Source organism: Zunongwangia sp. HGR-M22, assembly GCF_027594425.1.
Taxonomy (GTDB): domain Bacteria; phylum Bacteroidota; class Bacteroidia; order Flavobacteriales; family Flavobacteriaceae; genus Zunongwangia.
In genome coordinates, this window is the sequence record NZ_CP115159.1 from 2,513,599 (window position 1) to 2,531,943 (window position 18,345).

The window sequence follows — 18,345 nt, forward strand, 5'->3', positions numbered from 1 at the left end:
CAAAAGCCATGAAAAAATATACTTTAATAATAATCGTACTTGCTTTAATTTTCGTTCCATCCTCTTGCGAAAAAATGCCAGATGAAGTTGTCGATGATTTTAAACTCGGCATTAATTCAGACTTTCTGGAATATACCTTAGTTGTTCAATTTGTAGATGCAGGTAATCCTATTACCCCTCCTGAAAATATAGAGTTGAAAGTATTAGATAACGATAATAATGGTTTATTGGATTCTAATGGTAATAAAGAATTTACAGTTGATAATGGTATAGCATCTTTTATTTTGAATCCTACAAGTAAACCCAATGGAGCGGATGATGTTAAAACATATACTATTTATGCTACGGCATCTGGTTTTCTTCCTGTAAATTTTACTGTAAATTTTACAGAAGATCAAAAAAATCAAAACTTGACAATAAATATGGTAAATACTTCATCCCCCCCAGAGGGTGTTGCTAATATTACGAAGAATATCCCTTTAATTGGTGGTACTCTTAATAGTAGTGCTAGCGTTGCAGTAGCTTCTGAAGGAAACAAGATTACTGGCGCAGATCTTACAATAGATTCCGGGACTGAATTCTATGACACAAATAACAATAAAATTACAGGGGGATCACTAAGGATTAGTTTAACTCATTTTGATGCTAATGGTGCCGCTTCCTTAAATTCGTTCCCTGGTGGTTTTACACCAGAAAGCGTTATTGGTGAAAGTGGAGAAGAAGAAGAAATTTTCTTCGTTACTGCAGGTTTCGCATCCATTGATATGAATATTGATGGCACTAGCATTAGAAAATTCAGCAAACCCATAGAAGTCACGATGGAAATAAATCCTAACGGATATAACTTAGAAACAGATTCAGAAATAAAAGTAGGTGACAAAATTCCTGTTTGGAGTTATGAAGTCGAGTCTGGACAATGGGTTTTTGAAAAGGAAGGAAGCGTTGTAAATAATAGCGGAAAACTTGAAGTTAGTTTTGAAACCGATCATCTTACATGGTATAATCTAGATTTTTACGGAAGAAGATGTTACAAATCAAACTCAATTGTAATAAATGCTCCCGGAACAGATGCTTATGATTATTTTTATACAGAATTAGTATATGAATACAACGACCAGCCAGTTAGCTATTACGCAAGGAAAAATATGCGATTATATAATAATGCAAAAATAAATTTTTATCGCTGCCCTATAGCCACTTGTAAATTTAAAATATATTCTGGATCATCATGGTATAATAAAGGAGAACTAATTGCTGAAACTGCTCCATTCAATCCATGCAGCAAAGATATAAGCATAACATTACCTGCTTCCGCTTTTCCTGAAGTCGTTTCCGCAGATGTCACTTTGAGTTGTCCAGACTCTAATTTTGAATTCAAACCATCATACTACTTTTATTATAAAGAAAAGGGGTCTTATTGGTGGAGGTATGGATATATGAGCAACGGAAAATTTCAATCCTACTACATGACTCCAGGCAAAACTTATGATTTTAGGACGTATTTTGGGGACCGTATTGAAACAGAATTCACCGTATCCTCTGGTGTAAATTATATTACTATTAATAGCGATGAAATTTGTGAATTTGCACTATAGGCAAATTAATAAATTTACTAAAAGTCTTCTATAATTATTAGGAGACTTTTTTTCATTTAACAATACTTTTCTTACAAAAATCATGTTTAAATAACAATAAAAGAATTTTTATTGCCACAAAAAGAGAATATTATCGATAAAAAGCTATTTTCTTAGATAATAAACTATCTTTGCTTTGTAACTTTAACATAAGTTTAAATTACGACCCCTAATAGTAATTAAGTAGATAAATGATGATGAAAAACTTTTTACCCCGTTTACACCTCAATTTCCTTCTAATTTTATGTTTTCTTTTGATTTCTTGTGTCGTAATAAGCCAAGAAAATGAAACTTCAAAATATAGTAAGAAATATGCTATTGCCCTAAATGGTTCCACACTAGGTGGTGGACTTGAAATAGCAAGGAATATCTCACCACATTTTAATCTCAGACTGAGAGGTAATATTTTAAGCATTAAAGATTTTGTACAAGAAATTGAAATAGATGATGCGAACCTTAATGTTACTGCAGATTCAAGATTTCTAGAGTTCGACTTAAGTTTAGAGTATCTCCCTTTCAAACAAAGTAGCTTCAAAATCGTAGGAGGTGCCGCATATTTTAGTGATGGTGAGACTAAGGCACTAGCAACATATGATGGCTCTTTCGAGTATGGTGAAATTATAATTGGTCCAGAAGATATTGGTGACCTAAGACTTTCTTTAGATTATAGCGGTATTGCTCCATATCTTGGTATAGGAATGGGTAGAGCCGTGCCAAAAAATAAATTTGGAATAGCTTTCGAAGTAGGAAGTTTTTATTTACCCGAGCCAAAGGTTGGAATTGCTGCTACCGGAATGCTCGCTCCTACTGCAAACCAAGCTGAATCTCTTCAAGAAGATATTAAAGATTATAGATGGTATCCATTCCTCAATTTAAGATTATCAATTAGAATCTAATTAAATCCCTTACACATGAAAAGAATAATATTATTAATGATGATGATGGCTGTAGTAATTATTCATACAGCTTGTGAGAAAAACCCCAATGAAATTGCAGACAATTTTAAACTTGGACTCGATGTAAACTTTTTAGAATATACTGCGCAAGTAGAAATCCAAGATTTGGAAGACGGTAGCTATCCTGAAAATATTAAATTAACTCCTGTGACGGATTATGGTACAGCGATTCTCAATTCTGCCGGGGAGCGAAACTTTAAGGTCTCTAAAGGAAGTATAACTCTTATACTTAATCCTATGGATAGACCTCAATCGGCTAATGAAGTTAAAACTTTTGATTTTATAGCATCGGCTCCCGGTTATCAATCTTCGAAAGTAAAAGTAAGTTTTACTGAAAACAATAAGACTGTGCAAATTCCGGTTTCTTTGCTTAATAAAACTAAAGAATCAGATGGAGTTAGTTCCGTATCAGAAAAGGCTGATCTTTCTGAAAGTGAACTTAAGGAGAGCAAAGTTGTGAATTTTGGAAATAAAAGTAACAAACAAACCAATGGATCTGTTGAAGTTAAGGCAGGAACAAAGTTTTTAAATACAAGTGGCAAAGTATTATCTGGCAGTTCTATTAGTATGGAAGTTATCGACGTAGACGCTAATACCACAAATTTGGTTAAAATTTTTCCTGGTGGTTTTACAGATCAAACTGTTTCTAAAAATGGCACTACAGAAAGAACATCATTTTTACCAATGAGCTACACTTCTATTAATATGTACGTAGGAGATGAAGAGGTAAAAGACTTTAGCGAATCTATAAACGTAAAAATGGAAATTGATAAAAATTTGTATAACCCTAAAACAGCAACTAAAGTTAAAGCGGGCGATCAATTAGCATTATATAGTTATGAACTGGAAAACGGAATGTGGGTTTATGAAAAAGAAGTTACCATTACAGGAATAGGTAATCAATTATATGCAAATTTCGAAACAGATCACTTAACTGATTATTCATTAGTTGCCGAGTTACCTGTTTGTTCTGATATTTTTGAAATTAATAATCCAACAGATTCCAATATACAGGCGAAAATAGAATTAGAAATTGCTGGTAGTACCGAAACAAGAATTTATAAGATTATTGAGCAAAATCTTGCTCCTGGAGTAAATCAAATTCCTTACAATGGAGTAGGTGAAAATATTTCTTTGAAGCTGTACACCTCTGGCAATGTAATTACAGTAGATAATATATCCTGTGGGGAATCTCCTGCTATTGAAATGCCAACACCAGATAGCGAATTGCTAACTATTACGATTAATATTCCATGTGAAGATGTGACTCTGAATATAGCTAGCTACCCAATTAAGTATAGAAAATTGGGAGATACAACTTGGATTAATGGTATCATCAAAGATCTTGTGTTAAAATCTTACGAAATGGAAGCAGGAAATACTTACGAATTTCAAATTGAATTTGACGGTCAGATTTATACTTACGAAGAATTCATCAACTCTAACGATTATCAATTTAATGTAGATAGCGAGTTATGTAGTGAGATTAATTTTTAAGCAAACACGTACTCATAAAAAAGGGGAATGCTCATTGCATTCCCTTTTTTAATTATATCCGATGCCTACAAAAATAATATAAAACCTGACGAATTTGAATAGACCTTCACAAATATTTTATGATTAAATAGGATTTTTATATAGAAATAAATGAAATATATTTACAATAATTCACCGAAGTCTAAATAATAGTTTGAATAATTAAAATCATAATGTAGTTTTGGAAACTAAACAGAAGGAGATGAGATCGGAATTATTAGATATCCTAAACAAGGATTCAGAAACAAATATTGAAAAAAGTTTACCAAGTATTTCCATCGATTGCGTCGTTTTTGGGTTTGATACGGCCTCACTAAAAGTACTACTAACAAAAATAAAAGGAAAAGATGGTTGGCTACTGCCCGGTGGATACTTACATAAAGCTGAAAATCTAGAAGACGGTGCCTATAGAATATTGGAATCAAGAACAGGCGTTAGTGAAATTTACCTTAACCAATTTAAAACATTTGGTAAGTTAAACCGAAGTAAAGAATTCTTTTCTGAATATGACGAAAATTTATGGCATAAACGAAGATTTCTTTCCGTGGGCTATTATGCGCTAACCAATTTTGCAAAGGTAGAACCTAGAGTAGATTACCTGTCTGAAGCTTGTGAATGGAAGAACATTAGCGAACTTCCCGAATTAATGATGGATCATCAAGAAATTTTCGATGCAGCACTTTTGGAGCTTAGAAAAGGCTTAAACTATCGTCCTGTTGGTCTTAATCTTTTACCAGAGAAGTTTACAATGCCAGAGCTACAAAGATTGTACGAAATCATTTTAGAAAAGCCGCTAAACAGAGGAAATTTTTATCGCAAAATGACCAAATATGGTATCTTAAATAAACTAAAAGAAACCAGAAAAGGTGGAGCTCATAAAGCACCTAACCTTTATACATTTAATACTGAAACTTATAATGAGGCGCTCGAAAATGGCTTTAAAGAGGCATGGTAGAAGCAACATTATATATTTATAAACAAGCTTTTTTGAGAAATATCAGTTTTAAATAAAATATTCATTAAAATTCACAAATTGAGAATATAAAAATTCTACCAAATATAGAGTAGCATTGTTGCTAAAAAGTATGCTCTTTTTGCATGAACGAGTGTACTTTGTCTGATAGCTTAGAAATAAATAATAATTCATTAAATTAGATTGAATTTCTAGTAATTAATTAAATACCAAATTAATTATTCTAGATTCTGCCTTCTTTACTTATAGATTGGATATAAAAAAATGAATTAAAGAATAAAACTACTTACAGCATGAAAAAAATTGATCTTGCCTGCATCATCGATGACGATCCCATATTTGTATTTAGCGCGAAAAAAATAATGGAACTGGCCGATTTTTGTAATGGTTTTTTGGTTTTTGGAAATGGTGAGGAGGCCTTAAACCATCATAGGGCTCTTATATCGTCTGATAAAGAACTACCAGACGTTATTCTTTTAGATTTAAATATGCCTGTAATGGATGGATGGGAATTTCTTGAAAATTTTATACAAATAAAGAGTGAAAAAGCTATCACGATCTATATCGTTAGTTCTTCGGTAGATCCAAGCGATATCAATAAAGCAAAATCTTACGATCACGTTAATAACTATATTGTTAAACCGGTTACTATCGACAGTCTAAAAAAAGTTTTAAAAAATCATAAAGCTTAAGTTTTATTACATTTTAATCTTTTTGCAAGCGGAAGAGTGAAATCCTAATCTACAGATTTTTCTGAAACTGATAGGTAATATCAAATTAGTACTTTAAAAGCACTATTATGAAATTGAAATAATTTTGCTTTAAGTAAGATTCATCCCCTCAGAAATTCAATTAAAAAGTCAAATAAAGAAGCTTTTAGTCATAACTTTCTAGTTTAATTCAATTGTATAATAATTTACTCCTTCTCAAGCCGATGGAGCAATGTCATTGGATCTAAAAGTTTAATATAACACCAGCAATCAAGACTAAAAATAAATATCGTTATAAAATAAAAAAACCTCCTTTTTCAAGGAGGTTTTAGTTTTTATAAAATCAGGAAATTACTTTCCTTCCATTTTATCTTTAAGAGCTTGAAGATCTGCGTTTACATCACCAATAGTGGTTTTGTCGTTGTTTTGAGCAGCAGCTTTCTTAGCCGCTTGCTTAACAATCTTTTGCTCTTCTTCTCTGTGAATCGCAGCATGAGATGCTACAACACGTTTAAACTCTTTGTTGAATTCAATGATTTGGAATTCTGCAGTTTCACCTTTCTTAAGTTTACTTCCGTCTTCTTTTTCTAGGTGTCTTTGTGGAACAAATGCAGTGATATCTTCATTAAATTCGATAGTAGCTCCTTTGTCTACGATTTCAGAAATTGCAGCAGTATGTGTAGTACCTACAGCAAATTCAGTTTCGTATTTATCCCAAGGGTTACTCTCGATTTGTTTGTGACCTAAACTTAATTTACGCCCTTCAACATCTAATTCTAATACAACAACATCTAATTTGTCTCCAACATTACAGAATTCTGATGGATGCTTAATCTTCTTAGTCCAAGAAAGATCAGAGATATAGATAAGTCCGTCGATTCCTTCTTCTAATTCTACGAATACACCAAAGTTAGTAAAGTTACGAACTACACCTGTATGCTTAGATCCAACAGGATATTTAGAAGTGATATCAGTCCATGGGTCTGGAGTTAATTGTTTAATTCCAAGAGACATTTTGCGATCATCACGATCTAAAGTAAGAATTTGTGCTTCAACCTCGTCACCAACATTTACGAAATCCTGAGCTGAGCGCAAATGCGTACTCCAAGACATTTCAGAAACGTGGATCAATCCTTCTACACCTTCAGCAACTTCGATAAATGCACCGTAATCTGCGATTACAACTACTTTACCTTTTACTTTATCACCAACTTTAAGATTCTCATCTAGAGCTTCCCATGGGTGTTTGTGTAATTGCTTAAGACCTAACTGGATTCTAGTCTTAGCCTCATCAAAGTCTAAGATTACAACGTTAAGTTTTTGATCTAGCTCAACGATCTCGTTTGGATGGTTGATTCTAGACCAGCTAAGATCTGTAATGTGAACAAGTCCGTCAACTCCTCCAAGATCAACAAATACACCGTAAGAAGTAATATTCTTAACAGTACCTTCTAATACCTGACCTTTTTCTAATTGACCGATAATCTCTTTCTTCTGCTCTTCGATATCAGCTTCAATAAGTGCTTTATGAGATACCACAACGTTTTTGAATTCGTGGTTGATTTTCACAACTTTAAATTCCATTGTTTTACCTACATAAGCATCGTAATCTCTAATTGGCTTCACATCGATTTGAGAACCTGGTAAGAAAGCTTCAATACCAAATACATCTACGATCATACCACCTTTAGTACGACACTTCACAAAACCGTTAACGATAAGACTTTCGTCGTGCGCTTTATTCACACGATCCCATGCCATGATCACACGAGCTTTACGGTGAGAAAGCACTAATTGTCCTGTAGCATCTTCTCTAACGTCGATTAAAACTTCTACCTCATCACCAACTTTAAGGTCTGGGTTGTAACGAAACTCGTTAAGAGAAATTACACCTTCACTTTTAGCATTAATGTCGATAATTGCATCACGATCTGTAATATTAATTACTTTTCCTTTTACAACCTCATCATCAAGAGTGTCTACGAAGTTTTCTTCAACTAATTTTTCGAATTCTTCCAACTTAGAATCATCGATAGGATCGATTCCTTCTTCGTAATTGTGCCAGTTGAATTCTTTAAGGAATTTTTCTGGATTAGCTTGTTGCTCAGTCACCTCTGGTTGAGATGCTGTAGCCATTCCTGCTACATCCTGAACGTCCTGATCTTTAATTTCTTCAGCCATAATAATTTGCTGATTTAAATTTGTATTCTGCGTCTTTCGGAAAATTTTAAGCAAAATAAAACACAGAAGATGTTTACATTTTGATTTTCAAGCCTTTCTGATTCTCCGTACTCCTGCCAAAAAGGAGTGCAAAACTACAACTAATTTTACTATTTTCAAATAGTAGGTAAATCAATTTACTTCTGAAATAGATTTTTTAAAAGCAAAGTGAAATATTAAGATCAAAATAGCATAAAACAGGCCTAAACTAGCCACACCTCTCCATTGAAAAAGTTCCCAAGCATAGGCTCCAGTAGTAGTACCCAGTGCACCACCAATAAAGTAACCAACCATGTAGATAGTGTTAATCCTATTACGAGCATCTGGATTTCTTGAAAAAATAATATTTTGATTTGTAATATGTAGCGATTGCAATCCCATATCTACTAAAATAACGCCTATAACCAATCCGAATATAGAATGGCCCGAAAACTCAAATACAACCCATGCAAAAATCATAATTGCAGTTGCAATGGTTATCAGCAGGTTTTTATTCATTCGGTCACTTAACTTGCCAATAAGACTTGCCGCTAAAGCTCCGGCTATTCCTAAAACTCCAAAGGCTCCTGCGATACCACTTCCGTAGTTAAAATTATCTTCCATTAAAAATACAAGCGTCGTCCAAAAAGCACTAAAACCTGCAAAGCCTAAACCTCCTCTTACGGCTGCTAATCTTACTGATGGTTCGGATTTAAAATATCCCCAAAGGGATTGCATTAACTCCTTATAGGTTCCTTTAAAATCTGGCTGCAATTCTGGTAATTTTAATTTTAGTAACAACCAGAAAACCAACATAATCCCGGCGGCAATAAAATACATTAAACGCCATCCAAAGTATTCTCCTACAAACCCACTTATAAATCGGCTACCCAATATCCCGATAAGTAATCCACTCATCACTATACCAATAGCACTACCTCGCTTTTCCGGTTTTGCAAGTTGTGCGGCCATAGGGACAAATACTTGAGGAACAACGCATGAAAATCCAACAAAAAAACCTGAGATTATTAAAATAGGAAGACTTTGTGCTAAGGCCATCGCCAATAGACTAGCGATGATAAATATAAAATCTATCATTACCATTTTTTTTCTAGGAAACTTATCTCCTAACGGAATGATAAACAACAACCCAAAGGCATAACCTAATTGCGTAAAAAGCGGAATATTACTTACCGCCGATTCTGAAACTTGAAAATCTTTAGCCATTAAACTTAATAATGGCTGATTATAATAATTATTTGCGACCACTAAACCGGCTCCCGCAGACATTAAATATAAAATTGATGTTTTTAAACCCTCTTCCCTATTTGCTGGCATTACTTAGGCTTCAGTTTTTTCTTTTACCAGAGAAAGTATTTTATCGAACTGTTCTTCTTTGCTAAGATTTGAGTTATCAATAATTATTGCATCATCAGCTTTTACCAAAGGCGAAGTTTCCCTAGTAGAGTCTAGATGATCTCGCTCTTCAACATTTTTTAGGACATCCTCGTAATTTACGTCTTCTCCTTTTTCTTTTAATTCTGCATATCTACGTTCGGCTCTTTTTTCAGCAGAAGCCGTCATAAATAATTTCAACTCGGCATCCGGGAATACCACCGTACCAATATCGCGACCATCCATTACCACACCACCATCTTTACCAATTTCATGTTGCTGCTTTACTAACATTTTTCGCACCTCGGGAATTGCCGCTACTTTACTCACGTTATTGGAAACTTCCATTAAACGAATTTCTTTTTCAACATTCTCGTTATTTAAATGAATTATACCATAACCTAGATCTTCGTCATAAATAAACTTCACGCTGATAAAAGCAAGATGTCTTAATATTGCTTCTTCATCAACTTTATTATCGGTTACCATAATTTTACGCATCGCATATAGGGTCACTGCGCGATACATTGCGCCGGTATCTACATAAATATACCCTAATTTTTTTGCTAATTGCTTTGCTACAGTGCTTTTCCCGGTAGAAGAGTAACCATCAATGGCAATAGTTATTTTTTTACTCATTTAGTTGAAGTTTTTACAAAAATAGAGAATTGAAATTTGATTAAAGAATTCATACGCTATGCTAAAATATTTTTCCAATCTTTTATAAGGAGAATAAATTATTACTCATATCGCACTGAAAAACAAATATTTAATAAAAAAAATAAACTATCCTAGACTGAAATTGAGTAAAATATCTTAAAAATGTTAACAATTTTATTTGTGTACAAATATTTTTTTAGATTTTTTTAACAAAAATTTCAATTTAAATAAAACAATGAAATCAATCAACATCAAAATTTTAGCTATTTTATCTATTCTAGTTTTAGGAAGTTGTGCTTCTCGTTATTCTGAAATTGAACCAGAAAGTCTACCGTATGGTTCTATGAATAAGGATAAAGACATTGCTATGCAATTTCAGTATCGACTACTTTCCAAAAAATATGCTAGTAAAGAAAAAAATAAGGGATTAAAATTAGTTGCTCTAAAAATTTTAAATAATAGTGATAAAAGTTATTTTTTTGGTGAAGATTTAAGACTTACTTATAATGATGGATCTCCGGTCGTTTTTGCAACTACCAATCAAACTTATGATATGTTAAAACAAAAATCTGGCTTCTATTTTCTTTATCTATTACTTTCTCCCACGAAATTTACTACTTCTCGTAGCGATCAATACGGTAACATGCAAACAACTAATAATATTCCAATAGGCCTTTTAATTGGCCCAGGTATTTCGTTACTTAACTTTTTTAAAGCTAAAAATGCTAATAATAGTTTTAAAGCTGAACTTGATAAATATGAATTGTTCAATAAAGAGATACCGGCTGGAAAAACGGTGTATGGACTTGTAGGAATAAAATCTACACAATTTAAAGAATTGAAAGCTGAAATCGAATTTTCTGATAACTAAAGACCGTATTTAAAGTTTTCTTGCAAGGATTGAGGATTATTATATTTACAAAAAATCCGGCATGATTAAACTGTGCCGGATTTTTTTATCTACCTTATTAATTAAAATAAATTACTCTTATAATTCCTTTGCATTTTTCACTTTTTCGTTCGTGATAGCAATGTCTATTACCTCACTCATATCATTAACGTAATGAAAAGTAAGACCTTTTAAATATTCATCTTTAATTTCCTTTATGTCACGTTCATTTTCTTTACAAAGAATAAGTTCTTTAATTTTTGCCCTTTTAGCGGCAAGAATTTTTTCTTTAATTCCTCCAACGGGAAGCACTTTACCTCGTAAAGTAATTTCTCCTGTCATTGCGATACTGTTCTTTACTTTTTTCTGCGTAAATAAAGAAACTAAAGAAGTAAGCATAGTAATCCCTGCACTTGGTCCATCTTTAGGCGTTGCCCCTTCTGGCACGTGAATGTGTACATTGTACTTTTCAAATATCCCAGCGTCTATACCCAAATCGTCAGAATTAGCTTTAATGTATTCCATAGCTAGGGTAGCCGATTCTTTCATTACTTTACCAAGATTTCCGGTAATATTTAAATTTCCTTTTCCTTTAGATAAAATAGATTCTATAAAAAGAATATCACCGCCAACCTGCGTCCATGCCAAACCTGTAACTACTCCTGCTACTTCATTATTCTCGTATTTATCTCTTTCTAAACGCGGGCTACCAAGAATTTCCAGAATATCTTCATTGGTTACTTTTACATTATATTCTTCTTCCATAGCGATACTCTTAGCACCATAGCGCACTACCTTTGCTATTTGCTTCTCTAAAGCACGAACTCCAGATTCTCGCGTGTAACCTTCCACTATTTTCTCTAACTGAGATTTGCCGATTTTAAGATCGTCTTTGGTTAATCCATGCTCTTTTAACTGCTTCGGAAGCAAATGACGCTTCGCTATCTCGATCTTTTCTTCAATAGTATAACCAGTAACATTAATAATCTCCATACGATCGCGTAAGGCCGGCTGAATCGTATTTAGATTATTACAAGTTGCAATAAACATTACCTTAGAAAGATCGTAACCTAATTCTAAGAAATTGTCATGAAATTCACTGTTCTGCTCTGGATCTAAAACCTCTAATAATGCTGAAGAAGGATCTCCTGCATTACCGATACTTAATTTATCAATTTCATCCAGAACAAAAACCGGATTACTGGTTCCTGCCTTTTTAAGACTTTGGATAATCCTACCCGGCATTGCACCAATATAAGTTTTACGATGCCCTCTAATTTCAGCTTCATCTCTTAAGCCACCTAAAGAAATTCGTACGTACTCACGTCCTAAAGCTTCTGCCACAGATTTCCCTAAACTTGTTTTACCGACTCCCGGAGGGCCATAAAGACAAAGAATAGGCGATTTCATATCATTACGCAATTTTAAAACTGCCAGATATTCTATAATTCTCCGTTTTACATCGTCCAGACCATAATGATCGCGATCTAAAACTTTTTTAGCACGTTTAAGATCAAATTTATCTTTGCTAAATTCTTCCCATGGTAAGTCTAAAAATAAATCCAGATAGTTACGCTGTATGGAATATTCAGCTACCTGAGGATTCATTCGTTGCATTTTAGATAGTTCTTTATCAAAATGCTTTTGCACGTTTTCGTCCCATTTTTTATCCTTCGAGCGTAAACGCATTTCTTCAATTTCATCTTCATGAGAAACACCACCTAGCTCTTCCTGAATGGTTTTCATCTGTTGATGCAAGAAATATTCGCGTTGTTGCTGGCTCATATCACTCTGCACTTTAGACTGAATGTCGTTTTTAAGTGCGAGTTTTTGATTCTCAACGTTCATAAATTTTAAGGTCGCTAATGCGCGTTCCTTAAGATCGTTGGTTGCCAGTAAATTTTGCTTCTCCTCTACTGAAAGATTCATATTTGAAGAAACAAAATTGATTAAAAATGAGCTACTTTCTATATTCTTTATAGCGAAAGAAGCTTCAGTTGGAATATTTGGGCTGCTCTTAATGATCTGAAGTGCCAAATCTTTAATCGAATCGATAATAGCACCAAATTCCTCGTTTTCAGCATTAGGTCTGGTTTCAGGAATTTCTTCAACATTCGCTCTCAAGAAAGGATCTTCCTGAGTAACTTCAGTAATATTAAATCGTTTTTTTCCCTGAATAATTACCGTTGTATTCCCATCGGGCATTTTAAGAACCCTAAGAATACGAGCAACAACTCCGATATTATTAATGTCTTTAACGCCGGGATTTTCTACCTCTTCATCTTTTTGAGAAACAACACCGATAGTTTTTTCAGCATTATTTGCTTCGTTTATCAGTTTAATCGAAGCATCTCTTCCCGCTGTGATTGGTATTACCACACCCGGGAAAAGTACCGTATTACGCAACGGTAAAATTGGGAGATTTTTGGGTAATTCTTCTTTATTTATTTCCTCTTCATCTTCAGGCGTCATTAACGGTATTAACTCTGCATCTTCATTTATACCTTGTAATGACAAACTGTCAATATCCGTAAATTTTGTTTTAGCCATAAGTTATCTTTAAAAGTCAAACTGTCACTGCAGTTTGTATATTTTGTTTCGTTTTGAGACTTTAACCCCTACAAATAGTGTAATTCAGGTAGTTAAATTTGCTGCTTTATAATTGTTTCAATTCCTATGCCATCATATTTTTTTGTAAAACATTTTCTAAAAGTGTAACAAATCAAATCCTATTCTATCTTTATACTAGAAACAGGATAATTTTTGCAACCAACCATCACACATATTGAAGATCTTGTAAATGGATGCCGAGTAGGAAACCAACGTGCACAAATGGAGATTTATAATCGCTATTACAAAGCCATGTATAATACCTCTTTGAGAATTGTGCATCATAGCGCTGAGGCGGAGGATATCATGCAAGAGTCTTTCTTGAATGCTTTTGAGAAAATCGATCAATTTAAAGCTGAAGCTTCTTTTGGCGCCTGGCTGAAGCGAATTGTCGTTAATAATAGTATTAATGCGCACAATAAAAAGTCGAAATACGAAGAAGTAAGTTATAAGGATTATCTAAAAAACGAAACCGAAGAAAATGAAGGGATAACAACTACCGATACTCAAAATAAAAAAGTAAAAATGGTTTTAGAGGCAATGCAAGATTTAAAAGAAAGTTACAGAATCTGCCTTACGTTGCATCTAATCGAAGGTTATGATTACGAAGAAATAGGAGATATTTTAAATATTTCTTATGCCAACTGCAGAACTACCATTTCTAGAGCTAAAGAAAGTTTAAGAAAAAAAATGATGAAAGATGAAAAATGATGATTTTTTTGAGGATTTAAAAGAATTAGACTTCGATATTGCTGAACCTAACGCAGATCACGAAGATCGATTTTTAGAAAAGCTCAACACCAAAAATAAAGCTCCTAAAACAGGAAAACTTAGAAAGCTTTGGATTCCCATAAGTAGCATTGCTGCGGCCTTAATTATCGCATTCCTTGCTTTTGGAAATGTATTTTCTTCTCCGGTTTTTGGTAAAGAGAGTGGTTTAGCAGCTGTTTCACCAAAAATGAAAGAAACGCAAGACTTCTATAGCATGCTTATCGAAAGAGAGCTGAAATCACTGGAAGGAGAACGTAGTCCAAAAACCAATAAGATCATTAATGATGCATTGGTGCAAATGGAAAACTTAGAAAAAGAATACAAAAAATTAAAAAAAGATCTTTTAGAAAGTGGGCAGGATCAACGAGTAATCTATGCGATGATTAACAATTTTCAGCAAAGAATTGAATTGCTAAATCAGGTTCTAGACCAGATTCAAACTATAAAACAACTAAAGACACAAGAAAATGAAACTAACATTATATAAACTGTTTTTGCTTGCATTTTTGCTACCATTAGTAAGTTTTGCAAGTAACGATTTAGTGGCTAAGCATACTAAAGACAAGACCATTAAAAAAGAATTTAAAGTTTCTCGAAGTGGCATCTTAGACATTAATAACAACTACGGAAATGTTGATATTTCTACCTGGAACGAAAATCGAATTGTAATCCAGGTATTCATAAAAACGAGTGGTAATGATTTGGAACGTGTTCAGAACAAATTAGACGATATTTCAGTAGAATTTCATCAAAGCGGAAATCTCGTAAGTGCTGAAACACATTATCAAAAAGAAGATCGATCCTGGTGGAGCGGATTGTTTAGCAGCAATAATAATGTAAACATGGAGATTAATTATGTTATTAAAGCACCTGCAAATCATGACATGGTAATCGACAACGATTATGGTGCCATCTATATCGATAAGGTTCTTGGCAATACCGATATTTCTTGTGATTATGGTAAAATAGATATTGGCGAGTTAAGAGGTCGAAGGAATATATTAAATTTCGATTACACCCGTAACTGCCATTTTGGATATATAAGTTCTGCAGAAATCGATGCCGATTATTCTGGTTTTACTATTGAAGAAGCCGAGGAATTAATAGTAAGTGCAGATTATAGTGATTCGAATATCGAAAAGGTATCACGCTTAAAATTCAATTGTGATTATGGCAGTATTCGAATAGATAAAGTAAAACATCTAAATGCAGACGGGGATTATTTGAGTACTAAAATTGGTCGTGTATTCGGTTCTCTAAATATCAATCAGGATTATGGCTCGATAACTATTGAAAAATTAATAAACGGATTAGAAAGCGTTTACATCGATACAGATTATGCAGGAATACGCCTAGGTTACGATGCCGAAATGGATTTTGTTTTCGATGTACAAACTTCTTATGGCGGCGTTAAAGGAACCGAAGATTTAGAGATCACTAAGCGGCATGATCGCAATACCAGCAAAGATATTTCCGGATATTACGGCAATCAAAATAGCCGAAATTCGATAAATATTTCAACAAGTTACGGAAGTGTAAGTTTTCAAAAAGTAAGATAAAATTTAAATAAAATCAATAAAGCCAAGTTGGCATAACCATTAATCAATCAAATCATGAAAAAATCAATTTTAGCAGCATTCGCTTTATTTTTAGGAATAACCTCAGCAAACGCACAATGGTGGAGCAGCAACAAGAACATTAAAGGCAACGGAGAAGTTGTCACTAAATCCCGAAAAACTTCAGACTACGACAAAGTGAGCCTAGTAGGCTTTATGGATGTCGTATTAGTACGAGGAAATGAAGGTGATTTAACGATTGAAGCAGAAAGCAATCTTCAGGAATATATTTCTACGGAAGTTAAAAGCGGCTCGCTAAAAATTTCAGTAGAAAAAGGAGTAAATATTAGTCCGTCGCGAAACAAAAGCATTAAGATCACCGTTCCTTTTAAAGATCTTGAGGGCGCATATATCACCGGAAGTGGAGATATTTGGACAGAAGACAAAATTACCGCAAAAGATTTTTCGTTATCGGTAACAGGAAGCGGTGATCTAAAACTGGAAATCGAAGCCGATAAAATTAAGGGCTCGGTAACAGGGAGTGGCGATATAATTTTAGACGGACAGACAAACGAATTGAATTGCAGCGTTACAGGATCTGGAGATTTTGAAGCCTTTAAGCTAATAGCCAATTATGTAAATGCACAGGTTTCTGGCTCTGGTGACATCATGGTTTATGCTGAAAAAGAATTAAACGCAAAAGTTGCGGGATCTGGAGATATAGAATATAAAGGGAGTCCCGCAAAGGAAAATTTTAAAACTTCAGGCTCTGGAGATATTTCAAAATATTAATCGGCTTAAAAAATAATTATTGTTTAGTTTTTGAATCGAAAAGTCTCTTCTATAATTACAGAAGAGACTTTTTTGTGGATGAAATCTAGCAAACAGCAATTTAATATATTCGTTTGGCCCCAAAACAAAAAAATCAGTGAATTAAAAATCTTAATTTTTATCTATTTTATCATCGTGCCGTGTATCGGTATTATTTGTTTCAAAGACATATAGAATTCAGAATTAAACTAATGTAATCCTGATTCCCAACTCTTTTTTCTCTCGTCTCTTTTCTATAATCTATATTCTAACAGCTCAGCGATCTCATATCTTATTTCTATTCACTAATTTTCGGAACTCTAAACAGCAAAACAATTCCGCCAATAAAAAACAAGACTAAAAATAAAATTGAGTTTCTTATACTTCCGGTAAGTTGAGCAATTAAACCATACATAAACATTCCTATCACGATACCTATTTTTTCTGATACATCATAAAAACTGAAGTAACTGGCAGTATCGATAGCATTTTCGGGTAACATCTTTGAATAAGTTGAACGAGATAATGACTGAATCCCTCCCATTACCAAGCCAACACTGGCTGCTGCTACATAAAATTGATTGGGAGTAGTAACAAAATAGGCATACACACATATTAATACCCAGATAATATTTATAAAAATTAGTGTTTTAATATTACCAATCTTGGCTGCTAATTTAGAAGTGAGTGTCGCTCCCAAAACTGCTACTAACTGAATCAATAATATACTTACAATGAGCCCCGTAGTAGCATCCTTTTCTCCCCAGTCTAATTCTTCAATACCAAAATATGTGGCAATAAGCATAATAGTTTGCACCGCCATACTGTAAACGAAAAAAGCGATAAGATATCTTTTGAGTTGTAAATTTTGTTTTAAGGATTTCCATATTTTCCGAAGTTCTTTAAATCCATTAAATAATACATTTTTGGTCAATTTTGCTTTTTTTGTTCCTTTTGGCAAATAATAATAAGTATACTGACTAAAACCTATCCACCAAACTCCGGTTAGCACAAAAGAAAGACGGGTAGGCAAACCTTCATCTTCGAAACCGAACATCTCATATTTTAGGATCATCAATAAACAAAGAACTAGCAAGATTACACTTCCAATATATCCTAAGGAAAATCCCTTCGCACTTATTTTATCTTGCTGATCGGGAAAAGCGATATCGGGTAGATAACTATTATAAAATACTAAACTTGCCCAGAACCCAATTAGGGCTAGAAAATAACATAGCAATCCAAACCATAAATAATCCAAATCGAACCAAAACAATCCTATACAGGAAATTGCGCCCAGATAACAAAAGAATTTTAAAAAATTCTTTTTATTCCCCACATAATCAGCAATCCCCGAAAGAAAAGGACTAAGCCCAGAAACTACTAAAAAAGCAGCCGCAGTTACATAAGAAATTAAAGAATCGTTATTAAAATCTATTCCAAGAAAACGAACCGCATCGTCAATTTTATTTCCTTCAGCATCTTTTATAATTGTAAGCGCACCATAAAAAATGGGGAATATTGCTGAAGAGATAACCAGACTGTAAACCGAGTTTGCCCAGTCGTAAAATGCCCATGCGTTAAGTAGCTTTTTGCTACCTTTTCGAAGATTTTTCATGGACTAAAAATAAAAAAGCTACACCAAT

Annotated in this window: 15 protein-coding genes; 10 read left to right on the plus strand and 5 right to left on the minus strand. The window is 33.6% G+C overall.

Translation table 11 applies throughout. From position 1 onward, the window contains the following. The first annotated feature begins 8 nt into the window (after positions 1-8). The 5 genes from PBT91_RS11035 (at position 9) to PBT91_RS11055 (ending at position 5,791) form a co-directional block, all read left to right on the plus strand. Positions 9-1,595: a hypothetical protein gene (locus tag PBT91_RS11035; protein WP_270058522.1), complete on the plus strand. Its 1,587-nt coding sequence runs from the start codon at positions 9-11 to the stop codon at positions 1,593-1,595. 293 nt (positions 1,596-1,888) lie between these two features. Further along, entirely contained in the window at positions 1,889-2,530 is a 642-nt protein-coding gene (locus tag PBT91_RS11040) for a hypothetical protein (protein ID WP_270058523.1), read from the plus strand. 15 nt (positions 2,531-2,545) lie between these two features. Further along, a complete protein-coding gene (locus PBT91_RS11045; protein ID WP_270058524.1) occupies positions 2,546-4,087 on the plus strand; it encodes a hypothetical protein in 1,542 nt (513 codons plus the stop codon). 241 nt (positions 4,088-4,328) lie between these two features. After that, the gene (locus PBT91_RS11050; RefSeq protein ID WP_270058525.1) at positions 4,329-5,081 is read left to right on the plus strand and encodes an NUDIX hydrolase; all 753 of its coding nucleotides are present in this window, start codon (positions 4,329-4,331) and stop codon (positions 5,079-5,081) included. A gap of 311 nt (positions 5,082-5,392) precedes the next feature. After that, positions 5,393-5,791 (plus strand): response regulator, encoded by a 399-nt coding sequence (locus PBT91_RS11055; RefSeq protein WP_270058526.1) that lies wholly within the window; start codon positions 5,393-5,395, stop codon positions 5,789-5,791. A gap of 369 nt (positions 5,792-6,160) precedes the next feature. Here PBT91_RS11055 and rpsA read toward each other — a convergent pair whose 3' ends face one another. The 3 genes from rpsA to cmk all read right to left on the minus strand — a co-directional run bounded on the left by rpsA (position 6,161) and on the right by cmk (position 10,042). Then, positions 6,161-7,990, minus strand: a complete 1,830-nt coding sequence (rpsA, locus tag PBT91_RS11060) for a 30S ribosomal protein S1 (RefSeq protein WP_270058527.1) — start codon at positions 7,988-7,990, stop codon at positions 6,161-6,163. A gap of 171 nt (positions 7,991-8,161) precedes the next feature. Beyond that, positions 8,162-9,346, minus strand: coding sequence for an MFS transporter (locus PBT91_RS11065; RefSeq protein WP_270058528.1), 1,185 nt, complete (start codon positions 9,344-9,346; stop codon positions 8,162-8,164). 3 nt (positions 9,347-9,349) lie between these two features. Continuing rightward, positions 9,350-10,042, minus strand: coding sequence for a (d)CMP kinase (gene cmk, locus PBT91_RS11070; protein ID WP_270058529.1), 693 nt, complete (start codon positions 10,040-10,042; stop codon positions 9,350-9,352). Positions 10,043-10,298: 256 nt separating this feature from the next. Here cmk and PBT91_RS11075 point away from each other — a divergent pair, with 256 nt between their 5' ends. Next, on the plus strand, positions 10,299-10,934 hold the full coding sequence (locus PBT91_RS11075; protein WP_270058530.1) for a hypothetical protein: 636 nt from the start codon (positions 10,299-10,301) through the stop codon (positions 10,932-10,934). Between the two features lie 117 nt (positions 10,935-11,051). Here the strand turns inward: PBT91_RS11075 and lon are convergent, their stop codons facing one another. After that, positions 11,052-13,502: an endopeptidase La gene (lon, locus tag PBT91_RS11080; RefSeq protein WP_270058531.1), complete on the minus strand. Its 2,451-nt coding sequence runs from the start codon at positions 13,500-13,502 to the stop codon at positions 11,052-11,054. A gap of 213 nt (positions 13,503-13,715) precedes the next feature. Here lon and PBT91_RS11085 point away from each other — a divergent pair, with 213 nt between their 5' ends. Genes PBT91_RS11085 through PBT91_RS11100 form a run of 4 tightly spaced genes read left to right on the plus strand, consistent with a single transcriptional unit; the run spans position 13,716 to position 16,681 of the window. Further along, on the plus strand, positions 13,716-14,273 hold the full coding sequence (locus PBT91_RS11085; protein ID WP_270058532.1) for an RNA polymerase sigma factor: 558 nt from the start codon (positions 13,716-13,718) through the stop codon (positions 14,271-14,273). Next, positions 14,263-14,820 carry a DUF4179 domain-containing protein gene (locus PBT91_RS11090; RefSeq protein WP_270058533.1) on the plus strand — a complete coding sequence of 186 codons (558 nt, stop codon included), beginning with the start codon at positions 14,263-14,265 and terminating at the stop codon, positions 14,818-14,820. Before PBT91_RS11085 ends, PBT91_RS11090 begins: the two co-directional genes overlap by 11 nt. Next, positions 14,801-15,892 (plus strand): hypothetical protein, encoded by a 1,092-nt coding sequence (locus PBT91_RS11095; RefSeq protein ID WP_270058534.1) that lies wholly within the window; start codon positions 14,801-14,803, stop codon positions 15,890-15,892. Before PBT91_RS11090 ends, PBT91_RS11095 begins: the two co-directional genes overlap by 20 nt. Before the next feature lie 54 nt (positions 15,893-15,946). Beyond that, positions 15,947-16,681, plus strand: a complete 735-nt coding sequence (locus tag PBT91_RS11100) for a head GIN domain-containing protein (RefSeq protein ID WP_270058535.1) — start codon at positions 15,947-15,949, stop codon at positions 16,679-16,681. A gap of 316 nt (positions 16,682-16,997) precedes the next feature. On the opposite strand, the gene PBT91_RS11105 is transcribed toward PBT91_RS11100, so the two are convergent. After that, entirely contained in the window at positions 16,998-18,317 is a 1,320-nt protein-coding gene (locus PBT91_RS11105) for an MFS transporter (protein WP_270058536.1), read from the minus strand. Positions 18,318-18,345 lie beyond the last annotated feature (28 nt).